At 44.3% G+C, this 18536-nt stretch carries 3 protein-coding genes; 2 read left to right on the plus strand and 1 reads right to left on the minus strand.

The genetic code is table 11. The features are described from left to right. Nucleotides 1-141: 141 nt before the first annotated feature. Entirely contained in the window at nt 142-16869 is a 16728-nt protein-coding gene (locus tag WCM76_04495; GenBank protein ID MEI6764877.1) for a CARDB domain-containing protein, read from the minus strand. A 630-nt stretch (nt 16870-17499) separates the two neighbouring features. Between WCM76_04495 and WCM76_04500 the strand changes: the two genes are divergently transcribed. Continuing rightward, nucleotides 17500-18021: a hypothetical protein gene (locus WCM76_04500; GenBank protein MEI6764878.1), complete on the plus strand. Its 522-nt coding sequence runs from the start codon at nt 17500-17502 to the stop codon at nt 18019-18021. Continuing rightward, complete coding sequence (locus tag WCM76_04505) at nt 18018-18536, plus strand: hypothetical protein (protein ID MEI6764879.1); 519 nt, start codon at nt 18018-18020, stop codon at nt 18534-18536. Before WCM76_04500 ends, WCM76_04505 begins: the two co-directional genes overlap by 4 nt.

Here is an 18536-nt window from a genome sequence, read left to right on the forward strand (position 1 = left end):
CTGAGTCGAAAATTTTACTGCGTTTTACCGCCTGAAAACAACTCTCCTGAAAATTCGGTTCGGCACACCACGCCTGCGGAATTTTCAATTAATAATTACTAAAAATAATTATTAATTGAAAACCCTGCATCGCATGCGGTATTATCTGTTCACAACAAATTTGATTACAGTGTGATTATTTGCAGATATTACTTTTAAATAATACACTCCATTACCTAGGTCAGTCAGGTTCAGGTTACGAACGCCCAGGCCGGAGAGCTTCTCGCTATAAACCTTCTCGCCAAGAATATTAAATACTTCAAGGTTTACTTCCTCATTTACAAAACCATCAGACGATATTCTGAAAATACCGTTGTTAGGATTCGGAGTCAGTTCAAAATTGACGGTATTGCTGAGGTTATTGATACCGGTAGTCGTATACGACACCTGGTTCGAAGGTGCGGAAAAGCATCCCAGGCTGTTCACTATTACATAGTAAATCCCGTTGAACGTCGGGGTAAGTACCTGGTCGGTTGCTCCCGGTATTGCACCCGTCTGCTGCTCGTACCATTGATTACCAGCGAGTGCATCCGACACAAGGTCGCTGCCTGCTTGAATCACAACGGGGGTTGCCGGTGCGTTCACACAATTGGTGAAATGCAGCATGAAGCGGTGTATATCATCGGAAGGTGCTCCTGTAAACTGGTACACGCTATCCTGTCTGATATTGACTGTTACATTAAGCTTAAGGTCTTCAAGAATAATAGAAACTGAAGGATCAAAACTGTTGAATTCGCTTGCTGTAATGCTATATGTTCCGGTTGCATCAGGTTTGAACATTACCGGAATATCTGGCGTAAGCTGTATGCTTGATACCGCATTGATGGAGTAGTTTATAGAAGTGTCAGCATATGTGGTTGACCAAATCTGCGTCCCGCCACCAATCATCTTCAGCCCATCATAAATTGCATCAAAGGTATCGGTAGCCACGTTCAGATAACGCACAACGATTTCATCGGTATAAGTACCCTTATGTGCTTTCAGTCTTATATAATCGGCCGGTCCGCCGGTTTTAAAGAAGGTGGTGTCTTTATGAACCCGCACTGAATTGTCTATATTCAGAGAACCAGATGTGAAGGGGTTGGAGCACATTACATAGAAACCCTGTTCGGGGGAAATATATTTAGAACCTCCGTTCACACCGAAGCCATTCACATAAGTGGCGTAAGTGGCGTACTGCTGGTTGTAAACATATATCGCGTTATCCACGTTATTTTTAACCAGGCCTGCAGCGTCCCAGTTGATGGTGCTGGGATACGGATTGCCCACAAGGTTCCAACCGCGTTTACTTGCAACCTGCGTTGTATTTCTTGTTACCGGTATTATATACGCTCCTGTATTTGGTTTGCCTATAAATGCAATAGTTTTGTTCACAGTAGCCTTGAGCGCATATCCTGTTGTAACAGCCAGTGCCGTTGACGGGCTGGTGATGTTAATCCAGGCATAGGTGGATTCTATCCATTTTTTCAGGTAACAGCCGTTGAACAACGCCGCTGTGGCATTGTTAATAGGGCTTGAAATATAATGCCAGTCGTTGGCCGTGATATAGCGTTCAATTTTCGCTGTGCCGCTTCCGCTGATGTTTCCGTTGTCGATAAAGGAGGCGGCTTTGGTTGTACCTGCTTTGAGAATCAAACACTGTGCGCCGTTCAGAACAGTTGGTCCGTTGGCTGTGAGTGAGAAGCCGGGATTGATAGTTACCGTAGCGCCGCTGTTAATTGTAATTCCTTTGCAGACGGCTGCATTCGTAATAACGGGTTTATTCGTTACATTGGGGATGGTAACATCTGTATTGCCTGTCGGTACTTGCAACGCCGACCAGTTTCCCGCGTTATTCCATACAGTGCTTACAGCCCCTGTCCATGATTGTCCGCACACAGTCGGTGTAACCACTGCAGATACACACAATGTATTATTGCAGTCGCCTTCGGCTCTTGTATAATAGGTGGTAGTGCCAGCAGGTGCTACTTTGATGCTTAAGCCACTTCCTTCGGCGGTTCCGCCGCAGCTTCCGCTGTACCATTGCCATGTAGCGCCTGTTCCCAGTGAACCACCGCTGAAGGTTATCAGTGATGAATCACCTGCGCAAATGCTCGAAGGAGTTGCAGTTGCCGATACCGGAGCTACAGACGCTATTTTAGTATTTATTGTAAGGCTGGCACATACTGAATTCCCGGCACAGCCTTCGGCACGTACAAAATAGTCGGTGGTTGTAAGCGGTGATACGGAGATGCTGTTTCCGCTTCCTGCAGATGTTCCGCCGCAGCTTCCGCTGTACCATTGCCATGTAGCGCCTGTTCCCAACGAACCACCCGAAACACTTAAGGTCGTCGGACTTCCGGGGCACACCGGGTTTACGGTTGCACTTATGGACGAAGGCGCATTTGAAGCCGTTATTTCATCCGCTCCGATGCAGGGTCTGGCCGGGCTTACCGGTCTTGGCTGATTGTCGATGTCGACTGTAACTGTCGGGATTATCTCTCCTTTATTCCACACTCCTGCGGAACACGTATGCAGGTCGCAGGTGACGGTATTGGTATAGGTAGGATTTACCGAGATGGAATGTGCATCTTTTCCAAGAGCTTTCCATGCTGTAGTATCAATTTGATCCGTACTTCCGTTATAACCGATGAATCCTCCGGTACCTGTTACGAGCAGGTCGTTGTAGTCGGATGTTAGCGATGCGGGACTCGCCATATAAATGGCATAATTCTTTCCTGTTCCTGTTCCGTTGCTTCTTGCATTCAACAGAATATTATTTTTAAGAACACTTGTGAATGCCCCGTACAGATAAAAACAGGCGCTGTTTGCAGTACCTGTAACCGCAGTACCACCAATATACACCGAGTTATGATAAATGTATAAGGTCGTTGAATTGTAAGCGTTGTTCTCAATTCCCCTGATAAGTACCCCGTTATTCGTATAAGAAGCATCCAGCGAAATGAAATTGTTGGTGAGATACAGGTTTTCGTTTGATGCGTATGAGCTTGCAGAATAATAAATGCCTCTGATTGAAGGTGTGCTCGAGTAAGTGGTTCTGAGGTCATGAATACGGTTCTTTGTTACCACTGTGCTGCTTTGGGCATAATTGACCGTAATTCCGGTAATATCTCTAATATATTGTCCGGCAGTCTGGTAGATATTATTGCCTGTTATCAGATTGTTGTTATAATACTGGTTCTGATAAATACCGCTGGTGCTGAAATTAAAGATATTGTTATTTTGAATAAGGATGTTGTTCCCCATTGTTGCGGTAGATGCACCGTACAGGTAGATACCATATGTTGGAGAAGATCCTGAGTTATTGCAGATATCGCAACTGCTGATTGTATCATAGCTGCATCCCGGAGCAGTAACGGTAGTGCTGAAATTCACCACATACGCATTTCCCTTCAGTACACAATTCTTTATCATGATGTTTGAAGAACTGTTGACGAATTGTATCGCGCTTCCGCTTCCGTTGGTATTCGAAATGGTGAGGTCTTTAGAGCTTCCGCCAACTGTGTTGGAACCATCAAAAATCACATATTTGGAATTGTCGAAATTAAACAGGGCGGTAGTATTGCTTCCGGAAATAACGGCTGTAGCTCCCGTCGCAGGTTTAACCGTAAGTGTATTGATTGCTGAAATGCCCAGTATTCCGTTGAATGTAATCGGGAAGGTTTCCGTTTTACCCGGTGCCGGATACACTGATTTGAGCTGCAGCACAACCGGTCCGCAGATGCCATAAATCTTGAGTGTTGAATCGGCCGCATAAAGAGTTTTAAAATCGCTGGGGGAACCACCAACAGTAAACGTTCCTGATACTCCCGGATAAATGGCGGTTTCAGTTTTAGAATCGTTCAGCGTATTACCGTCGGTTGTGTTATTGGGTAAGCTTGTGGCGGCTGTGATTGTCACGGGAACTCCAAACTGGAACGACGGATAGGAAGGTGTCAGTTGCACATTTGTATAACTGCCCGGTGCCAGGTTTCCACTCCAGCTGTTCTGAGGCTGAGTATTACCACCAATTGACCAGTCAATCTTTACGGAAGTAAGCGGGCTGCTGCCGAAATTGGCCAGGGTTACTGAAACGGCTTGAGACCCGATGCAGTAGAGACGATTGACGGCACTGATGCCGGCATCAATATTCGCCGGTGTAAATTCATCGGCACCAATACAAGGTTTGTTCGGGCTTGAAGGTCTTGCCTGATTATCAAAGTCATTTGTAACGGCTGGTATTATTTCACCTTTGGCTGCGACACCACTCGTGTTGGCATGCAGATCACAGGTCAGTGGGTTTACGTACGAAGGATTCACGGAAGTGGAATGGGTGTCTTTTCCAAGAGCTTTCCAGGCTGTAGTATCAATTTGATCCGTAGTTCCGTTATTGCCAATGACGCCACCGTAACCTGTTACCAGCAGGTCGTTGTAGTCAGAAGTAAGCGATGCGGGACTTGCCATGTAAATGGCATAATTCTTTCCTGTTCCGCTTCCGTTGCTTCTTGCGTTCAACAGAATATTATTTTTAAGAACACTTGTGAATGCCCCGTACAGATAGAAACAGGCGCTGTTTGCAGTACCGGTAACCGCATTGCCGCCAATATACACCGAGTTATGATAAATGTATAAGGTCGTTGAATTGTAAGCATTGTTCTCAATTCCCCTGATAAGTACCCCATTATTCGTATAAGAAGCATCCAGCGAAATAAAGTTGTTTGTAATAAACAGGTTTTCGCTTGAGGCATAAAAACTGGCTGAGTAATAGATACCACGTATTGAAGGCGTGCTCGTGTAGGTGGTTCTGAGGTCATGAATACGGTTCTTTGTAACCAATGTATTGCTTTGTGCATAATTGACCGTAATCCCCGTAATATCCTTAATATATTGTCCGGTAGTCTGGTAGATATTATTGCCTGTTATCAGCGTGTTGTTATAATACTGGTTCTGATAAATACCGCTGGTGCTGAAATTAAAGATGTTGTTCTTCTCTATAATGATGTTATTCCCCATCGTTGCGGTAGACGAACCGTACAGATATATGCCATACGTTGGAGAAGACCCTGAATTATTGCAGATATCGCAATTACTGATAGTGTCATTATTGCATCCCGGAGCAGTAACGGTCGTACTGAAATTCACCACATACGCATTTCCTTTGAGGACACAATTTTTAATCATGGTATTCGCACTGCCGTTCAGATACTGTATCGTACTTCCGCTGCCGTTTGTGTTCGAAATGGTGAGGTCTTTTGTTGTTCCTCCAATTGTGTTAGAGCCATCAAAAGTCACAAATTCCGTATTATTAAAATTAAACAGAGCGGTTGCATTTGAACCGGTAATGGTTGGTGTGGCAAGCGGTGCCGGTTTTATGGTAACAGTATTCACTGCTGAGATACCTGGAATCCCGTTAAATGTAATCGGGAATGTTTCGGTTTTACCGGGTGCCGGATATACGGATTTAATCTGTAACACGACCGGAGCGCATATACCATAAATTTTAAGTGTTGAGTCTGCAGCATACAGTGTTTTATAATCACTGGGCGGAGCACCCACGGTCATTGTTCCCGATATTCTTGGATAAATGGCATTTTCGGTTTTAGAATCGTTTGCAGGATTAACATCCATTACGTTATTGGGCAGACTTGTTGTGGCAATTATTGTATACGGTGTTCCGGGAACAAATGATGAATACGAAGGTGTAAGCGTAACTGTTGTATAAGTTCCTGGTGTCAGGGTTCCGGTCCAGCTGTTTTGTGGTTGTGCCGTACCATTCACTGACCAGTCAATTTTTACAGATGTGAGATCTACTACTCCGAAATTGGCAAGAGTAACTGTCACATCTTGGGCGCCTGCGCAGTAAGCACGGTTAATGGCGTTTATTCCGGCATCACTCTGAGGGGGCGTAAATTCGTCGGCACCGATACATGGTTTGCCCGGACTTGCAGGTCTCGGCTGTTTGTCGTAGTCAATCATAACTGATGCAATAATATCGCCCTTGGCAAGAATACTGCTGGAGCTGGCATGAAGGTCGCCTGTTACAATATTGGAATATGCCGGGTTGGCCGAAATGGAATGTGCATCCTTGCCTGTCGCTTTCCAGGCGGAAGTGTCAGCCTGATCATTACTTCCATTATATCCTATAGTACCGTCGGTGCCGGTAACTAACAGGTCATTATAATCTGAAGTAAGAGAGAACGGACTTGCCGCGTATATTGCATAATTCTTTCCTGTTCCGCTGCCATTGCTTCGCGCATTGAACAGAATATTATTTTTAAGCACCGTAGTGAAGGCTCCGTAAAGATAGAAGCAGGCGCTGTTTGCGGTGCCCGTGACTGAAGTTCCACCAAGGTATATTGAATTATGATAAATGTAAACGGTGGTTGAGCTGTAAGCGTTGTTTTCAATTCCACGTATCAGTGTTCCGTTATTTGTAGCAGATGCATCCAGCGAGATAAAGTTGTTTGTAATATACAGATTTTCGTTTGAAGCATAAAAGCTGGCGGAGTAATAGATACCACGCAAAGAGGGAGAACTGCTGTATATCGTCTTCAGATCATGAATCATGTTTCTGGTTACAACGGTATTGCTTTGAGCATAATTAATTGTGATTCCGGTAATATCCTTAGTATTCTGACCGGAGGTCTGATAAATATTATTATCAGAGATTAAGGTATTATTATAATATTGATTCTGATAAATACCGCTGGTGCTGAAATTATAGATATTGTTATTTTGAATAATGATATTGTTTCCTATTGCGGTACCTGACGATCCCAGCAAGTAGATGCCATAGGTTGATGATGAGCTGGTGCTGTTGCAAATGTCACAATGGCTGATGGTATCATAACTGCAACCGGGGGCTGTTCCTGAAGTACTGAAGTTAATTACGGAGGCATTTCCTTTTAGCAGGCAGTTTTTAATCATAGTATTTGAACTGCTGTTCAGGTATTGGAAAACACTGCCGCTTGCATGAGTATTTGAAATCGTAAGGTCCTTGGACGTGCCGCCGATTGCATTGGATCCGTCGAAGACAACGTATTTTGTATTGTCGAAATTGAACAGAGCAGTTGCATTGCTCCCTGAAATTACGGGAGTGGTTCCCGGACCTGGCTTGATGGTTACACTGTTTGAAGCCGATATTCCCTGTATCCCGTTAAAGGTAATAGGGAATGTTTCTGTTTTACCCGGTGCCGGATATACTGATTTTAACTGCAGCACAACCGGTCCGCAAATTCCGTAAAGTCTTAGTGTGGAATCGGCAGCACTTAAGGTTTTGAAATCGCTGGGGGAACCACCAACAGTGAAAGTGCCCGATACTCCCGGGTAAATGGCAGTTTCAGTTTTAGAATCGTTGAGCGGATTACCATCGGTTGTATAATTGGGTAAACTTGTGTATGCTGTGATTGTAACAGGAACTCCGAACTGGAAGGATGAAAAGGTAGGTGTGAGCACCACGTTTGTGTAGCTTCCCGGTGCCAGGTTCCCGCTCCAGCTATTCTGAGGCTGGCTGCTACCGCCTATCGACCAGTCAATCTTGACGGATGTCAACGGGCTGGTGCCAAAATTGGCAAGTGTTACCGACACCGGCTGACTTCCGATACAATAGAGCCTGTTAATAACACTTATGCCTGCATCAGAAGCAGAGGGTGAGAACTCGTCAGCGCCAATGCATGGTTTCCCCGGACTAAGTGGTCTTGACTGGTTATCAAAATCGTTGGTAACAGCTGAAATTACATCGCCTTTCGCGGCGATACCGCTTGAGTTGGCATGCAAATCACAGGTCAGGTAATTTACAAATGAAGGATTTACGGAAATGGAATGTGCATCTTTTCCTATTGCTTTCCATGCAGTAGTGTCAACCTGGTCGTTTGTGCCATTGTTCCCAATAGCGGCACCGGTGCCTGTCGACAGCAAATCATTATAGTCAGAAGTCAGCGAAGCCGGGCTTGCCATATAAATGGCATAGTTCTTTCCCGTTCCGCTGCCATTGCTTCGGGCGTTGTACAGAATATTATTTTTCAATACGGTAGTAAAAGCTCCGTAGAGATAGAAGCAGGCGCTGCCGGCGGTACCTGTAACCGCATTCCCACCAATATAAACGGAGTTATGATAAATGTTTAAAGTAGTTGAACTGTATGCATTATTCTCAATTCCCCTGATTATTACGCCATGGTTTGTATAAGAGGCATCCAGAGAGATGAAATTATTGGTGAGATACAGATTTTCGTTTGATGCATAAAAGCTTGCTGAATAATAGATACCACGTATCGACGGTGCATTCGTGTACGTAGTTCTGAGATCATGAATGCGATTATTTGTAACGGTGGTTTTGCTCTGGGCATAATATATCAGAACACCGACAATATCCTTTATATTCTGCCCGCTGGTCTGATAAATATTATTACCTGTTATCAGAGTATTGTTATAATATTGGTACTGGTAAATTCCATTTGTACTGAAGTTGAAGATATTGTTATTCTGTATAACGATGTTGTTCCCCATATTAGCAGTAGAGGTACCATAAAGGTAGACACCATAGGTGGGTGAAGCTCCGGTGTTATTGTATACGTCGCAGTTACGTAGTGTGTCATAGCTGCATCCCGGCGCACTTGTCGAAGTATTATATAATACCATACTGGAACCACTGCCTTTAATGGCGCAGTTTTTCGTCATATTATTTGAACTGCTGTTCTGATAAAGAATTACAGAGCCGCCCGCATAAGTATTTGAAAAGGTCAGGTCTTTTGTTGTTCCGCCAACTGAATTTGAACCGTCAATAATAATATTCCGTGCATTGTCAAAAACAAATAACGCGGTGGAATTGCTGCCGGTTACGTTCAGAGAAGCACCCGGAGCAGGTTTGATTGTTACGGTATTTGTGGACGAAGCTCCGGAAATGGCACTGAATGTTATTGGAAATACTTCACTGCCGGAGGTATAGCCCGATAAAAGCTGCAGCACAACAGGACCGCATATGCCATTTGTGTTCAGGTCTGTCGCCGCGGCTTTGATGGTTGCATAGTTCCCGCCGCTGCCAACAGTATATGTATTGGGCGATATTCTTGGATATACAGTATTTTCCGACCTTGAGTCATTTGACGCGTTAACATCCGGTCCGGGTGTCGGATTGCTGCAAGCAGCAATGAGGTTATAGGCTGTTCCAATGTTGAATGTGCCATTGTATGTCAGTGGAATGGTAATACTCGAATTGGCCGCTAAGGAACCTGTCCACGCGTAGGTGGGCAGTTGAGGAGTTCCACCGACTGACAGGCTGAGTGTGGCCGCTGTTACCGTGGTAGTGCCATAGTTTGAAAGTGTCACATAAACTGTACTGCTGCCTCCACACACCGACCTGTTGATATCTGAAATTCCGATATCAATGCCCGAAATGTCATACTCATCAGCGCCGGCGTCGGGTATGACGGTATTGCGTGTATTGCCGTCAATATCTGTGGTAATCCCGCTGACAGGAGTTCCTGCACCATTCATGTTTGTGCCTGTAGTAATATGGAGGTCGGTTCCCGAAACAAATTGTGGATCGAGTGATTTTGAGGCGGCGTCTTGTCCTGTCGCTGTTCTCCAGGCACTCAGCGTTGTAACATCTGCTCCAAAGTAACCGAATACACCATAGGTACCCGATACGTAGTAATCATTATAATTTATGGCACTGAATGTCATTGCACTTTGAACATATACTGCATATGATTTGCTTCCTGAAATACCGGTGATACTGTTTGCGAAAATGTTATTCCGTATATCTGAGCCGGAAGCGGAGGTAGCCGTAATCAGCAATGCAGCAGAAATTGAAGCGGTAGTTCCTGGCAACAACTGTGCACCTGACAGGTTGATGGAGTTATTATAAATCTTATGTCCGGTTCCTGAAGTAATCCGTATGCCAAAAGGATTGTATGTTGTACTTGAAACGCTGTAGTTCGTCGTATTGATTTTCCATATCATATTATTGTCAATCTGGATGCCGGTAGTTCCGCCCGAAGAAGGTTCAATGTTAATTCCATATGCCCCGGTTCCGCTTGAATAGGTATTTTGAAGGTCATGGATTTTATTTTTTGAAATGATTCCGTTCGTCACGTAATCGTAGATATCTATTCCCGCCATCGTAGTGGTGGTAGCGGTTATCATGTTATATATTTCATTGCCGCTCACGGTTGGCGCGTTGGCTCCGGAGATATAAATGCCGCGGTACGTAATATAATCTGTTGAAGTTGCCGACCCGATTGTATTACCGCTAATAACCAGATTATCATTCACGCCTGTTGAGGCTGATATGCAATAGATACCGTAATAGGCTTTGCTTATCAGATTGTTCTGTATGGTCAGGTTATCATTATCATAGCCGTTGGAACTCAAACTTGAGCCACTGGCTGCAATAGCATACGTAGTTGATGAAATTAAACCGGCTTTCAGAATACAATTTTTAATTGTAACAAAAGTGTTGCCTGCACCTGCAGCAGGGCTGGATAGCCAGATTACAGAGGTCGACGATGACGTTGATGTGTTTGATAATGTCAGGTTTCGGCTGGTAGAACCGTTATTTGAACCATCAATAATAATATAATCTGCGCCGTTCAGTTTGAGTAACGAAGTGGTTGAGGATACCGAAATGCTTATTGTTGCAGCTGCATCAGGTAAAATGGTAATTGTATTTGTGGCCGATGCTCCGGGAATATCATTGATAATGACCGGATATGTATCGGTACCACCGGTGTACCCGCTTAATAGTTTTAAACGGACAGGTCCGCATACTCCCAGTGTGGTGAGGTCGGCAATAGCCGAAGATAGTAATGTATAACTTCCGCCGGTTCCAATGGTGTAGTCGCCTGTCATTTGTGGCTTTATCAGTGTTTCAGTCCAGGAGTCATTGGATGTATTGGCGTCAGAAACACCGTTTGGCAGGCTTGAAGTCGCCGTTATACTGTATGTGTTGGTTCCATTAAATGTGTAGGTTGGAGTCAGTGATATATTTGTATACGCTCCGGGAGAAAGGCTCGGGCCATTCCACGAAAACTGGGGCGTTTGCTGTGTGCCGTTTACATACCAGTCAATTTTTGCGGAGTTCAAAGGAACAAGACCATTGTTTTTCAGTGTAACGTTTACGTTCACCGCGCCTCCCGGGCAAAGGCTGCGGTTGATTGCAGCTATTCCTGCATCGTTATTGATCGGACTGAACTCGTCTGCACCAATATCCGGAGTGCTGATATTTCGCACATCGCCATCTAAATCAGTTGTGATACCCGTGATGGGCGTTGCTGCTGCATTAAGTTCAATGGCCGATGCATGAAGGTTTGATACAGAAAAGTACGAAGGATTTGCACTTATCGAATTTACATCCTGCCCGCTCGTTATTTTCCAGGCGCTGAGTGAAGTTACGTCGGCTCCATAGTAGCCAAGAATAGCATAGGTTCCGCTACTGTAATAGTCGTTGTTATTAATAGTGCCAAAAACCAATGATCCTGAAAAGTAAACAGCATAAGACTTCGATCCTGCTGCACCTGTCAATCCGTTCGCAAAAATATTGTTTCGGATATCCGTGCCTGAAACTGATGAAGATGAAATGAGTAATGCTGCTGATAAAGTTCCTGCGGTTCCTGCATTATATTGTGTGCCGGTAAGGTTGACCGAGTTATAATAAATTTTATAAGCTGTGCCATTTGTAATCCTTATTCCAAAAGGATTGTAGGACGTGCTGGCAGGGCTGTAATTTGCAGTTGTAATCTTTGTAATCATATTATTATCAACCTGAATACCGGAAGTGCCGGATGACGGGTCAATGTTGATCCCATACGCACCTGAACTGCTGGCGTTATACTGAATATCATGGATGCTGTTCTTTGATATGCTCCCGTTTGAAACATAATCAGAAATATCTATTCCGGCAATGATACTTCCAGCCGTAGCAATGATATTGTATATTTCATTTCCGCTTACCACTGGGGCAGCGGCTCCCGTAAGGTAAATACCCCTGTAGGTGACATAGTCGGTGGCAGTTGCTGAGCCAATAGTATTTCCTCTGATAACCAGATTGTCATTCACACCGCTTGAGGAGGAATAGCAATAGATACCATAATACGCTTTACTGATGGCATTATTTTGTATGGTCAGGTTGTCGTTATCATAGCCTGAAGAGCTAATACTCGTGCCACTGACGGCAATGGCATATGTGGAGTTGGTGATGGAGCCTGCTTTTAAATTACAATTCTTAATGGTTACACTGGTGCATCCGGCGCCGGCTCCGATACTTGAAAGCCAGATTGCTGCTGTAGAGGAAGACGTCAACGTATTGGATAACGTGAGATTGCGGCTGGTGGATCCATTATTTGAACCGTCAATAATAATATAGTCAGCACCATTCAGCTTAAGTATAGAAGGGGATGCCGAAACTGCAATTGCTACTGTGGCGCCGGCATCCGGCATTATTGTTATTGTATTTGTTGCCGAAGCCCCCGGAATCTCATTGATGATTACAGGGTAAGTATCGGCACTTCCTGTATATCCACTGAGCAATTTCAGGCGGACAGGTCCGCATACTCCAAGTGTATTCAAGTCGGCAATGGCAGCAGATAACAGCGTATAGCTGCCTCCGGTACCAATAGTGTAATCGCCTGACATCTGAGGCCGAATAAGAATTTCAGTCCATGAGTCATTGCTGGTGTTTCCATCGGTACTTCCGTTTGGCAGGCTTGTCGCTGCTGTAATACTATATGTTGAACTTCCCGTAAAGGTATAAGCAGGAGTGAGTGTAACGCTGGTATAGGCACCCGGCGACAGGCTCGGACCATTCCATGAAAACTGGGGCGTTTGCTGAGTTCCGTTTACATACCAGTCTATTTTAGCTGAATTCAACGTTGTTTGCCCGTTATTTTTAATCGTGACGACTACGTTCGTCGGGCTTCCCGGGCATAATACACGGCTGATAGCCGATATGCCTGCATCATTATTAACGGTATTGAATTCGTCTGCACCAATATCCGGAGTCGAAATATTTCTGGTATCTCCTTCCATGTCGGTAGTAATCCCTGTAATCGGTAAAGCTGCCGCATTGATTTCCATGGCTGAGGCATGCAGATTATCTGTCGCGTAGAACGATGGATTTGCGTTTACGGAATGTGAATCCTTACCGGTGGCTGTTTGCCAGGAGCTCAGGGATGACTGGTCTGAAGTAAGATATCCCAGCATTCCCTGATTGCCACTTACCCAGTAATCATTATTGTCAATGGCTGTATAGGCTGTATTTGCAACATTGCTATTAATGGAATACGATTTCACCCCGTTCGTTGCTGCAGTCTGGGTATTCATGAAGATATTATTTCTGACGTCCAGCGAACTTCCTGCGTAAGCATAAAAACAAGCTGAGATTGAATTGGCTTTTGTTGTATAGGCATCGCGATCACCACTCAGATATACCGAATTGTAATAGAAATTGTAAGTATTACCAGTGTAGAGATAAAAACCATAAGTACCGTAGGTTGTACTGCTGGCGCCGTTTCCGAGTATTTTGTAAATGCTGTTATTTGAAAAGGTCAGGTTTGCAGTTGTCCCTGTGTTGATATAGAAACCACAAGCCCTGTATCCGCCGGTGTTGTATATATCATGCACTTTATTCTTACTAAATGTTGTGTTCGTGACAGCTGTACCAATAACAACTCCGTCAACACTTGTTGTTGTTGTTGTATTGCCAATAATGTCGTTTTGTGTAACGAGAGAATTGTTCACATAGGCCAGGTTTATTCCGTTCATGGCTATCTGACTGCCTGCCGTGAGTGAGCCCAGGGTGTTGTCTGTTATCGTAACATTATCGTGCGGTCCTGTTGAACTGCCTAATAAAAAGTATCCGTAATAAGATTTAGTAACTAGATTGTTTTGCAAAGTGAGGTAGTCATTATCATCACCTGCGGCACTTAAACTTGAAGTGCCTCCTGAATATACACCGGCTATTGCCGAAGTGCTTATACTTCCGCAAGTAATATTGCAATTCTTTATGGTGATATTGGTCGCTCCTGCGGCTGTACCCAGACTGGCCACCCAAATTGCCGCTGTATAACTTGATGTGCTGTTATTTGTAATGGAAAGATTACGGCTGCCGGAACCATTATTGGAGCCGTCTATTGTAAGATAATCGGTACCGTTCAGTTTAATAATAGCAGTAGCCGACCCGGAAATTACCGGATTTGCAGAGGCCGCCGGTCTGATGGTAATGGTGTTGGTAGACGAAGCACCTGCAATAGCTCCGAATGTAATCGGAAACGTTTCGGCAGTACCGGGATAGGTAGACAATAGCTCAAGAACCACGGGGCCGCATATGCCATTTGTGTTCAGAGCAGTCGCGGCATTTGTCAGCGAAGTATAGGTGCCGCCGGTACCGACGGTATAAACATTCGGTGTCATCCCCGGCACAACAGCAGTCTCGGTTTTTGTATTGTTTGTCGCGTACACATCAGGGCCCGGAGTTGGGCTACTGCAGGTTACCGCTAGGGTGTTGGACGAGCCTGAACCAAAAGTGCCACTATAGGTGAGTGTTACTGTGGTGCTTGCATTAGGTGCCAGAGATCCAGTCCACGAATAGGGCGTCTGCGCTATTGTGTTCACTGAAAGCACCAGTGTTGCTGCCGTAACTGTTGTACTCCCGCAATTTGAGAGTGTCACTTTCACGGTATTGCCGTTAATGCATATTGCTCTGTTAATTGCTGAAATACTGATATCAGTTCCTGTTGGCGTGAATTCATCAGCGCCCATATCGGGTATACTGCTGCTTCGTGTATCGCCTTCAAAATCGCTTGTAATACCACTGACAGGAATCCCTGCGCCATTTATGGCAGAAGCTGAGGCATGGAGGTCGGTTGCGCCGGCAAAAACCGGGTCAGTATTTACAGACTGACCGTCTTTACTTGTGATAGTTTGCCAGTCACTCAGTGCAGTTCTATTTGCCGAAGAATAATAACCAACGTAATTATTCGTACCTGTGGCTATGTAGAGGTCATTGTTGTTGGACACTGCAATGGTTCCTCCGGAATTATAATAACAATACCGCAATGATGTGCTTCCGGCAGTTGAGACGTTGGCAAAGACATTGTTGAGTGTAGTGACAACTCCGCCGCCGCAATAAAATGCAGAATTCGATGCCGCATTTCCCAGCGCCATTCTTATACTGTTATAACTGACAGCCACCTGTCCTGAGGCAACCAGCCTGATGCCGAAGGCAACCTGTGTGCTGCTGGCGGTACTGATAGCATGTGTAAAGCCGGAGATTCTGTTATTATAAATATTCCCGTTTACAATATCAAGATACATCCCGTAAAGTGCAGCACTCGTACTGGTACTTGTTGTTCCCAGGTCATGAATATTATTATTGTAAACAGTAGCTGTTCCGGTGCAGCTTTCGAAGAATATTCCATACACGGGAACTGACGAAGTACTTGTTGCATTTCTAATTTCATTGCCATATGCGCTGGCACCCGACTCGTTTGTAAATCTCAGGGCATAAACCGTAGAAGTCCCGTTTCCGATATCATTTGTTGTTGATGCACCTATTGTACAGTTGCGGACCGTTGTTCCGGTTGTATTGACCGACGAACTCCCGTAAAAGTACATACCGCAATAACTGTTCTCAACAGTCACCGCGTCATAAGTATTATACGAATTGCATCCCAGGGGTGACGAAGGTGTGGTAACATAATACTGATAAATGCCCTTCGTATTTACGTTTGTCCTGTTCAGCGTAATTTTGCAATTTCTGATGGTGTTATTCTGTGCTCCTTCTGACGCTGAATTGCTGATGATATAATATCCATATTCTGCCTGCGTTGTGGTGGTCAGATTGGCACTGTTATCTGCAAGGTCAATACCATCAAAAGTAATGTTGCGGGCACCTTTAATGGTGATGATTGCATCACTGCTGCCTACGCCTGTAGCAGAGGTAATCTTTGGATTGTTACCCAATCCGGATTTCTGGAACGTAACAGGTCCGCCGCAGGCTGTAATGGCCGGGCAATTTTCCGTGGATGTAAATCCCGCGTCAACAAGTATAGTTATACCTCCGGGGCAAACTGTCCTTGCCTGAATATCGTTTATGGCGGCAGTAAAAGTACTATAGTCTCCACCGCTACTTTTAATAGTCAATGATGAACACAACGGAACCGGTGGAGTCAAGGTATAAATAGTTCCACTGGGCAGGTAGGGCACATGAGCTGCATTGACGGTATTAAATGCCGTTGAACTTGATGATGTCGGTGTTATGCCGGGCGTCACACTCTGAAAATGTCCGCTTCCGCCTGTCTGGTCAGTGATTCCGATTGAAGCGGCAACAGAAGCTCCGGGAGTTGTCCCGATAGTGCCGTATATAAATTGAATAATGTTGCTTGTTTCGAACAATTTTATCTGAAAGCAGGCGATATTTGCAACATTAAAATTCCAAAGCAGGTTCTTAAACTCAACAGTCAGTACCCTGTTTGGCGAGCTTCCCGAAAGCTGGTAGGTCACTTCGCCTGTTGCGTCTGTTGCCAGATTATCCCAGAACGGAGCAATTACAAGCAAATTCGAAGTACTTGAAAGGTCGTTGGTAGGAAGCGAATTTGTCTGAGCACCTCCCAGATAAATAAAGCCGTTAGAGCTTGCTTTGATATTTGTGTAGGGTATACCACAATATGAAAAATTAAATCCAATGGGTGTTACGGCGGATACAACGTCATCCTGATTTCCACCAATTATTTGCGTGCCTCCGGTAATGGCAGTGTAAGTTCCCGAAGCCGAGGCAAAGGTGTAACCGGCTGCAGACTGTCCGTTCACATGAAGGCTTAGAAAAATCGCAACTAAAAGAATTGTAAATTTTTTCATGGCAATGGTATCTTAATTATTTATCAAATATCGAATGAATTGATGCAACAACATAACATTACAGCTCTAACCGAATAAACGGATAGTAATAGAGTAATAATGATAAAAAAGAATATTGTTTCAACCAGCACAAATATATTGAAGTAGAGTGACTTCACCAAATGTTTTTATCCAACCAGAGTGATATTCTAATAACTTGGAATAATAGACAGTTGACAAGAATTTATCATTATTTGCCGGAAATGTGCCGTTTTTTTCAGGCTTTCAATAATATTTCAGCTCTTTTAACAGATGGATTTTGTGAAGCTTTGCTAAGAATGAACAAAGAGATGGATAATAATTAACGGGTAGTTAATTATTTAAACGTCACCATTACAATTTCGCCTTCCTGAGAATTCAGGCTGAGTGGCGTCCTCCATGCTGAATATGCAGGGCGGGATATTGCATTGAGAATGGCTTGAGTTTCGTGAAAAACAAATTATATCAAAGCAATCGTGGTTACATGATTTCATCACGGGAGTAGAAGCAGTATAAACGAATAACCGGTAAGAACCCTGTAAAGGTCATTTGCCCGTTAAGCATTGTTTATTTATATTTGCTACGAGTTTTACTAAAAAAAATAGAAATATCATGATCAAAACACTTACAAAAACCGTTTCCATCCTTTTGTTGATGGCAGCCGCCCAGAATGTGGCGGGGCAGGGGTATAACCTGCAATTTAATCGTGTAATCGACACTTCATTATCGGTTTCGGTGACTTCTTGTACGGATATCACAACCACCGGTATCAGTTCAACGAGTGTGACTGTTCCGGCAGGTAAAGTGTGGAAAATAGAATCTATTGGCCCTCTGGAATATTATGGCGGTACATATCTTTATAACAGTTGCTCATATAGCAGCAGTACCTCGAATAATACAATCTGGGCATTGTGCATGGATGATGGAACACGGGCAACACTTAAACGTTATGCGTATTTGCTGAGTGGCTCTTATGGTGAACAGGCTGCCAATATGCCCGTATGGTTGCGTGCCGGTACATCGCTGTATGTTAACATAAGCCCGCGTAATACAGGCTATCGTTATACGGATGGCTCGCAAACCAGCGTGAAAACAAGTTTGAGTATTATTGAATTTAATTTGAATACACCATGATAAAAAAGGTATTTTTTCTGGTTTTACTTGCGTTGCCTTTGTTTGTTGAAGCACAGGGATACGGCCTTCGATTCAACAGAGTTATCGACACGGTATTTGTAGCGAGTATTACTTCATGTAACGGTTATACATCTTCTGGACAAAACGGAACAACAGTTACGGTGCCTGCAAATTGTGTTTGGAAGATAGAATCAGTTGGCCCTGCCGGAGTAACGGGAAACTGCTTTTATGGTGATTGCGGATACAGCGGTGGATGTACGAGAACCTTTTCCAGCGTTTATTTTATAGACACTCAAACGGAACGTGGCTACTTGTATAAATACGAATATAATGGGTCGAATTGGGTTGCCACCACGCCTTCAGGGACTGTGTGGCTGAGCGCAGGTACGCAGATTATCGCAAATGTGGGTCATACCAGTAGTTCTACAGTATATTCTGCTGGCGCTACATCAACGAGCCCTTGGTATATAAGGCTGCCGATAACTATTATTGAATTCATTAAAGTAACTCCTTAA

The organism is Bacteroidota bacterium, from assembly GCA_037133915.1.
Lineage (GTDB): Bacteria > Bacteroidota > Bacteroidia > Bacteroidales > CAIWKO01 > JBAXND01.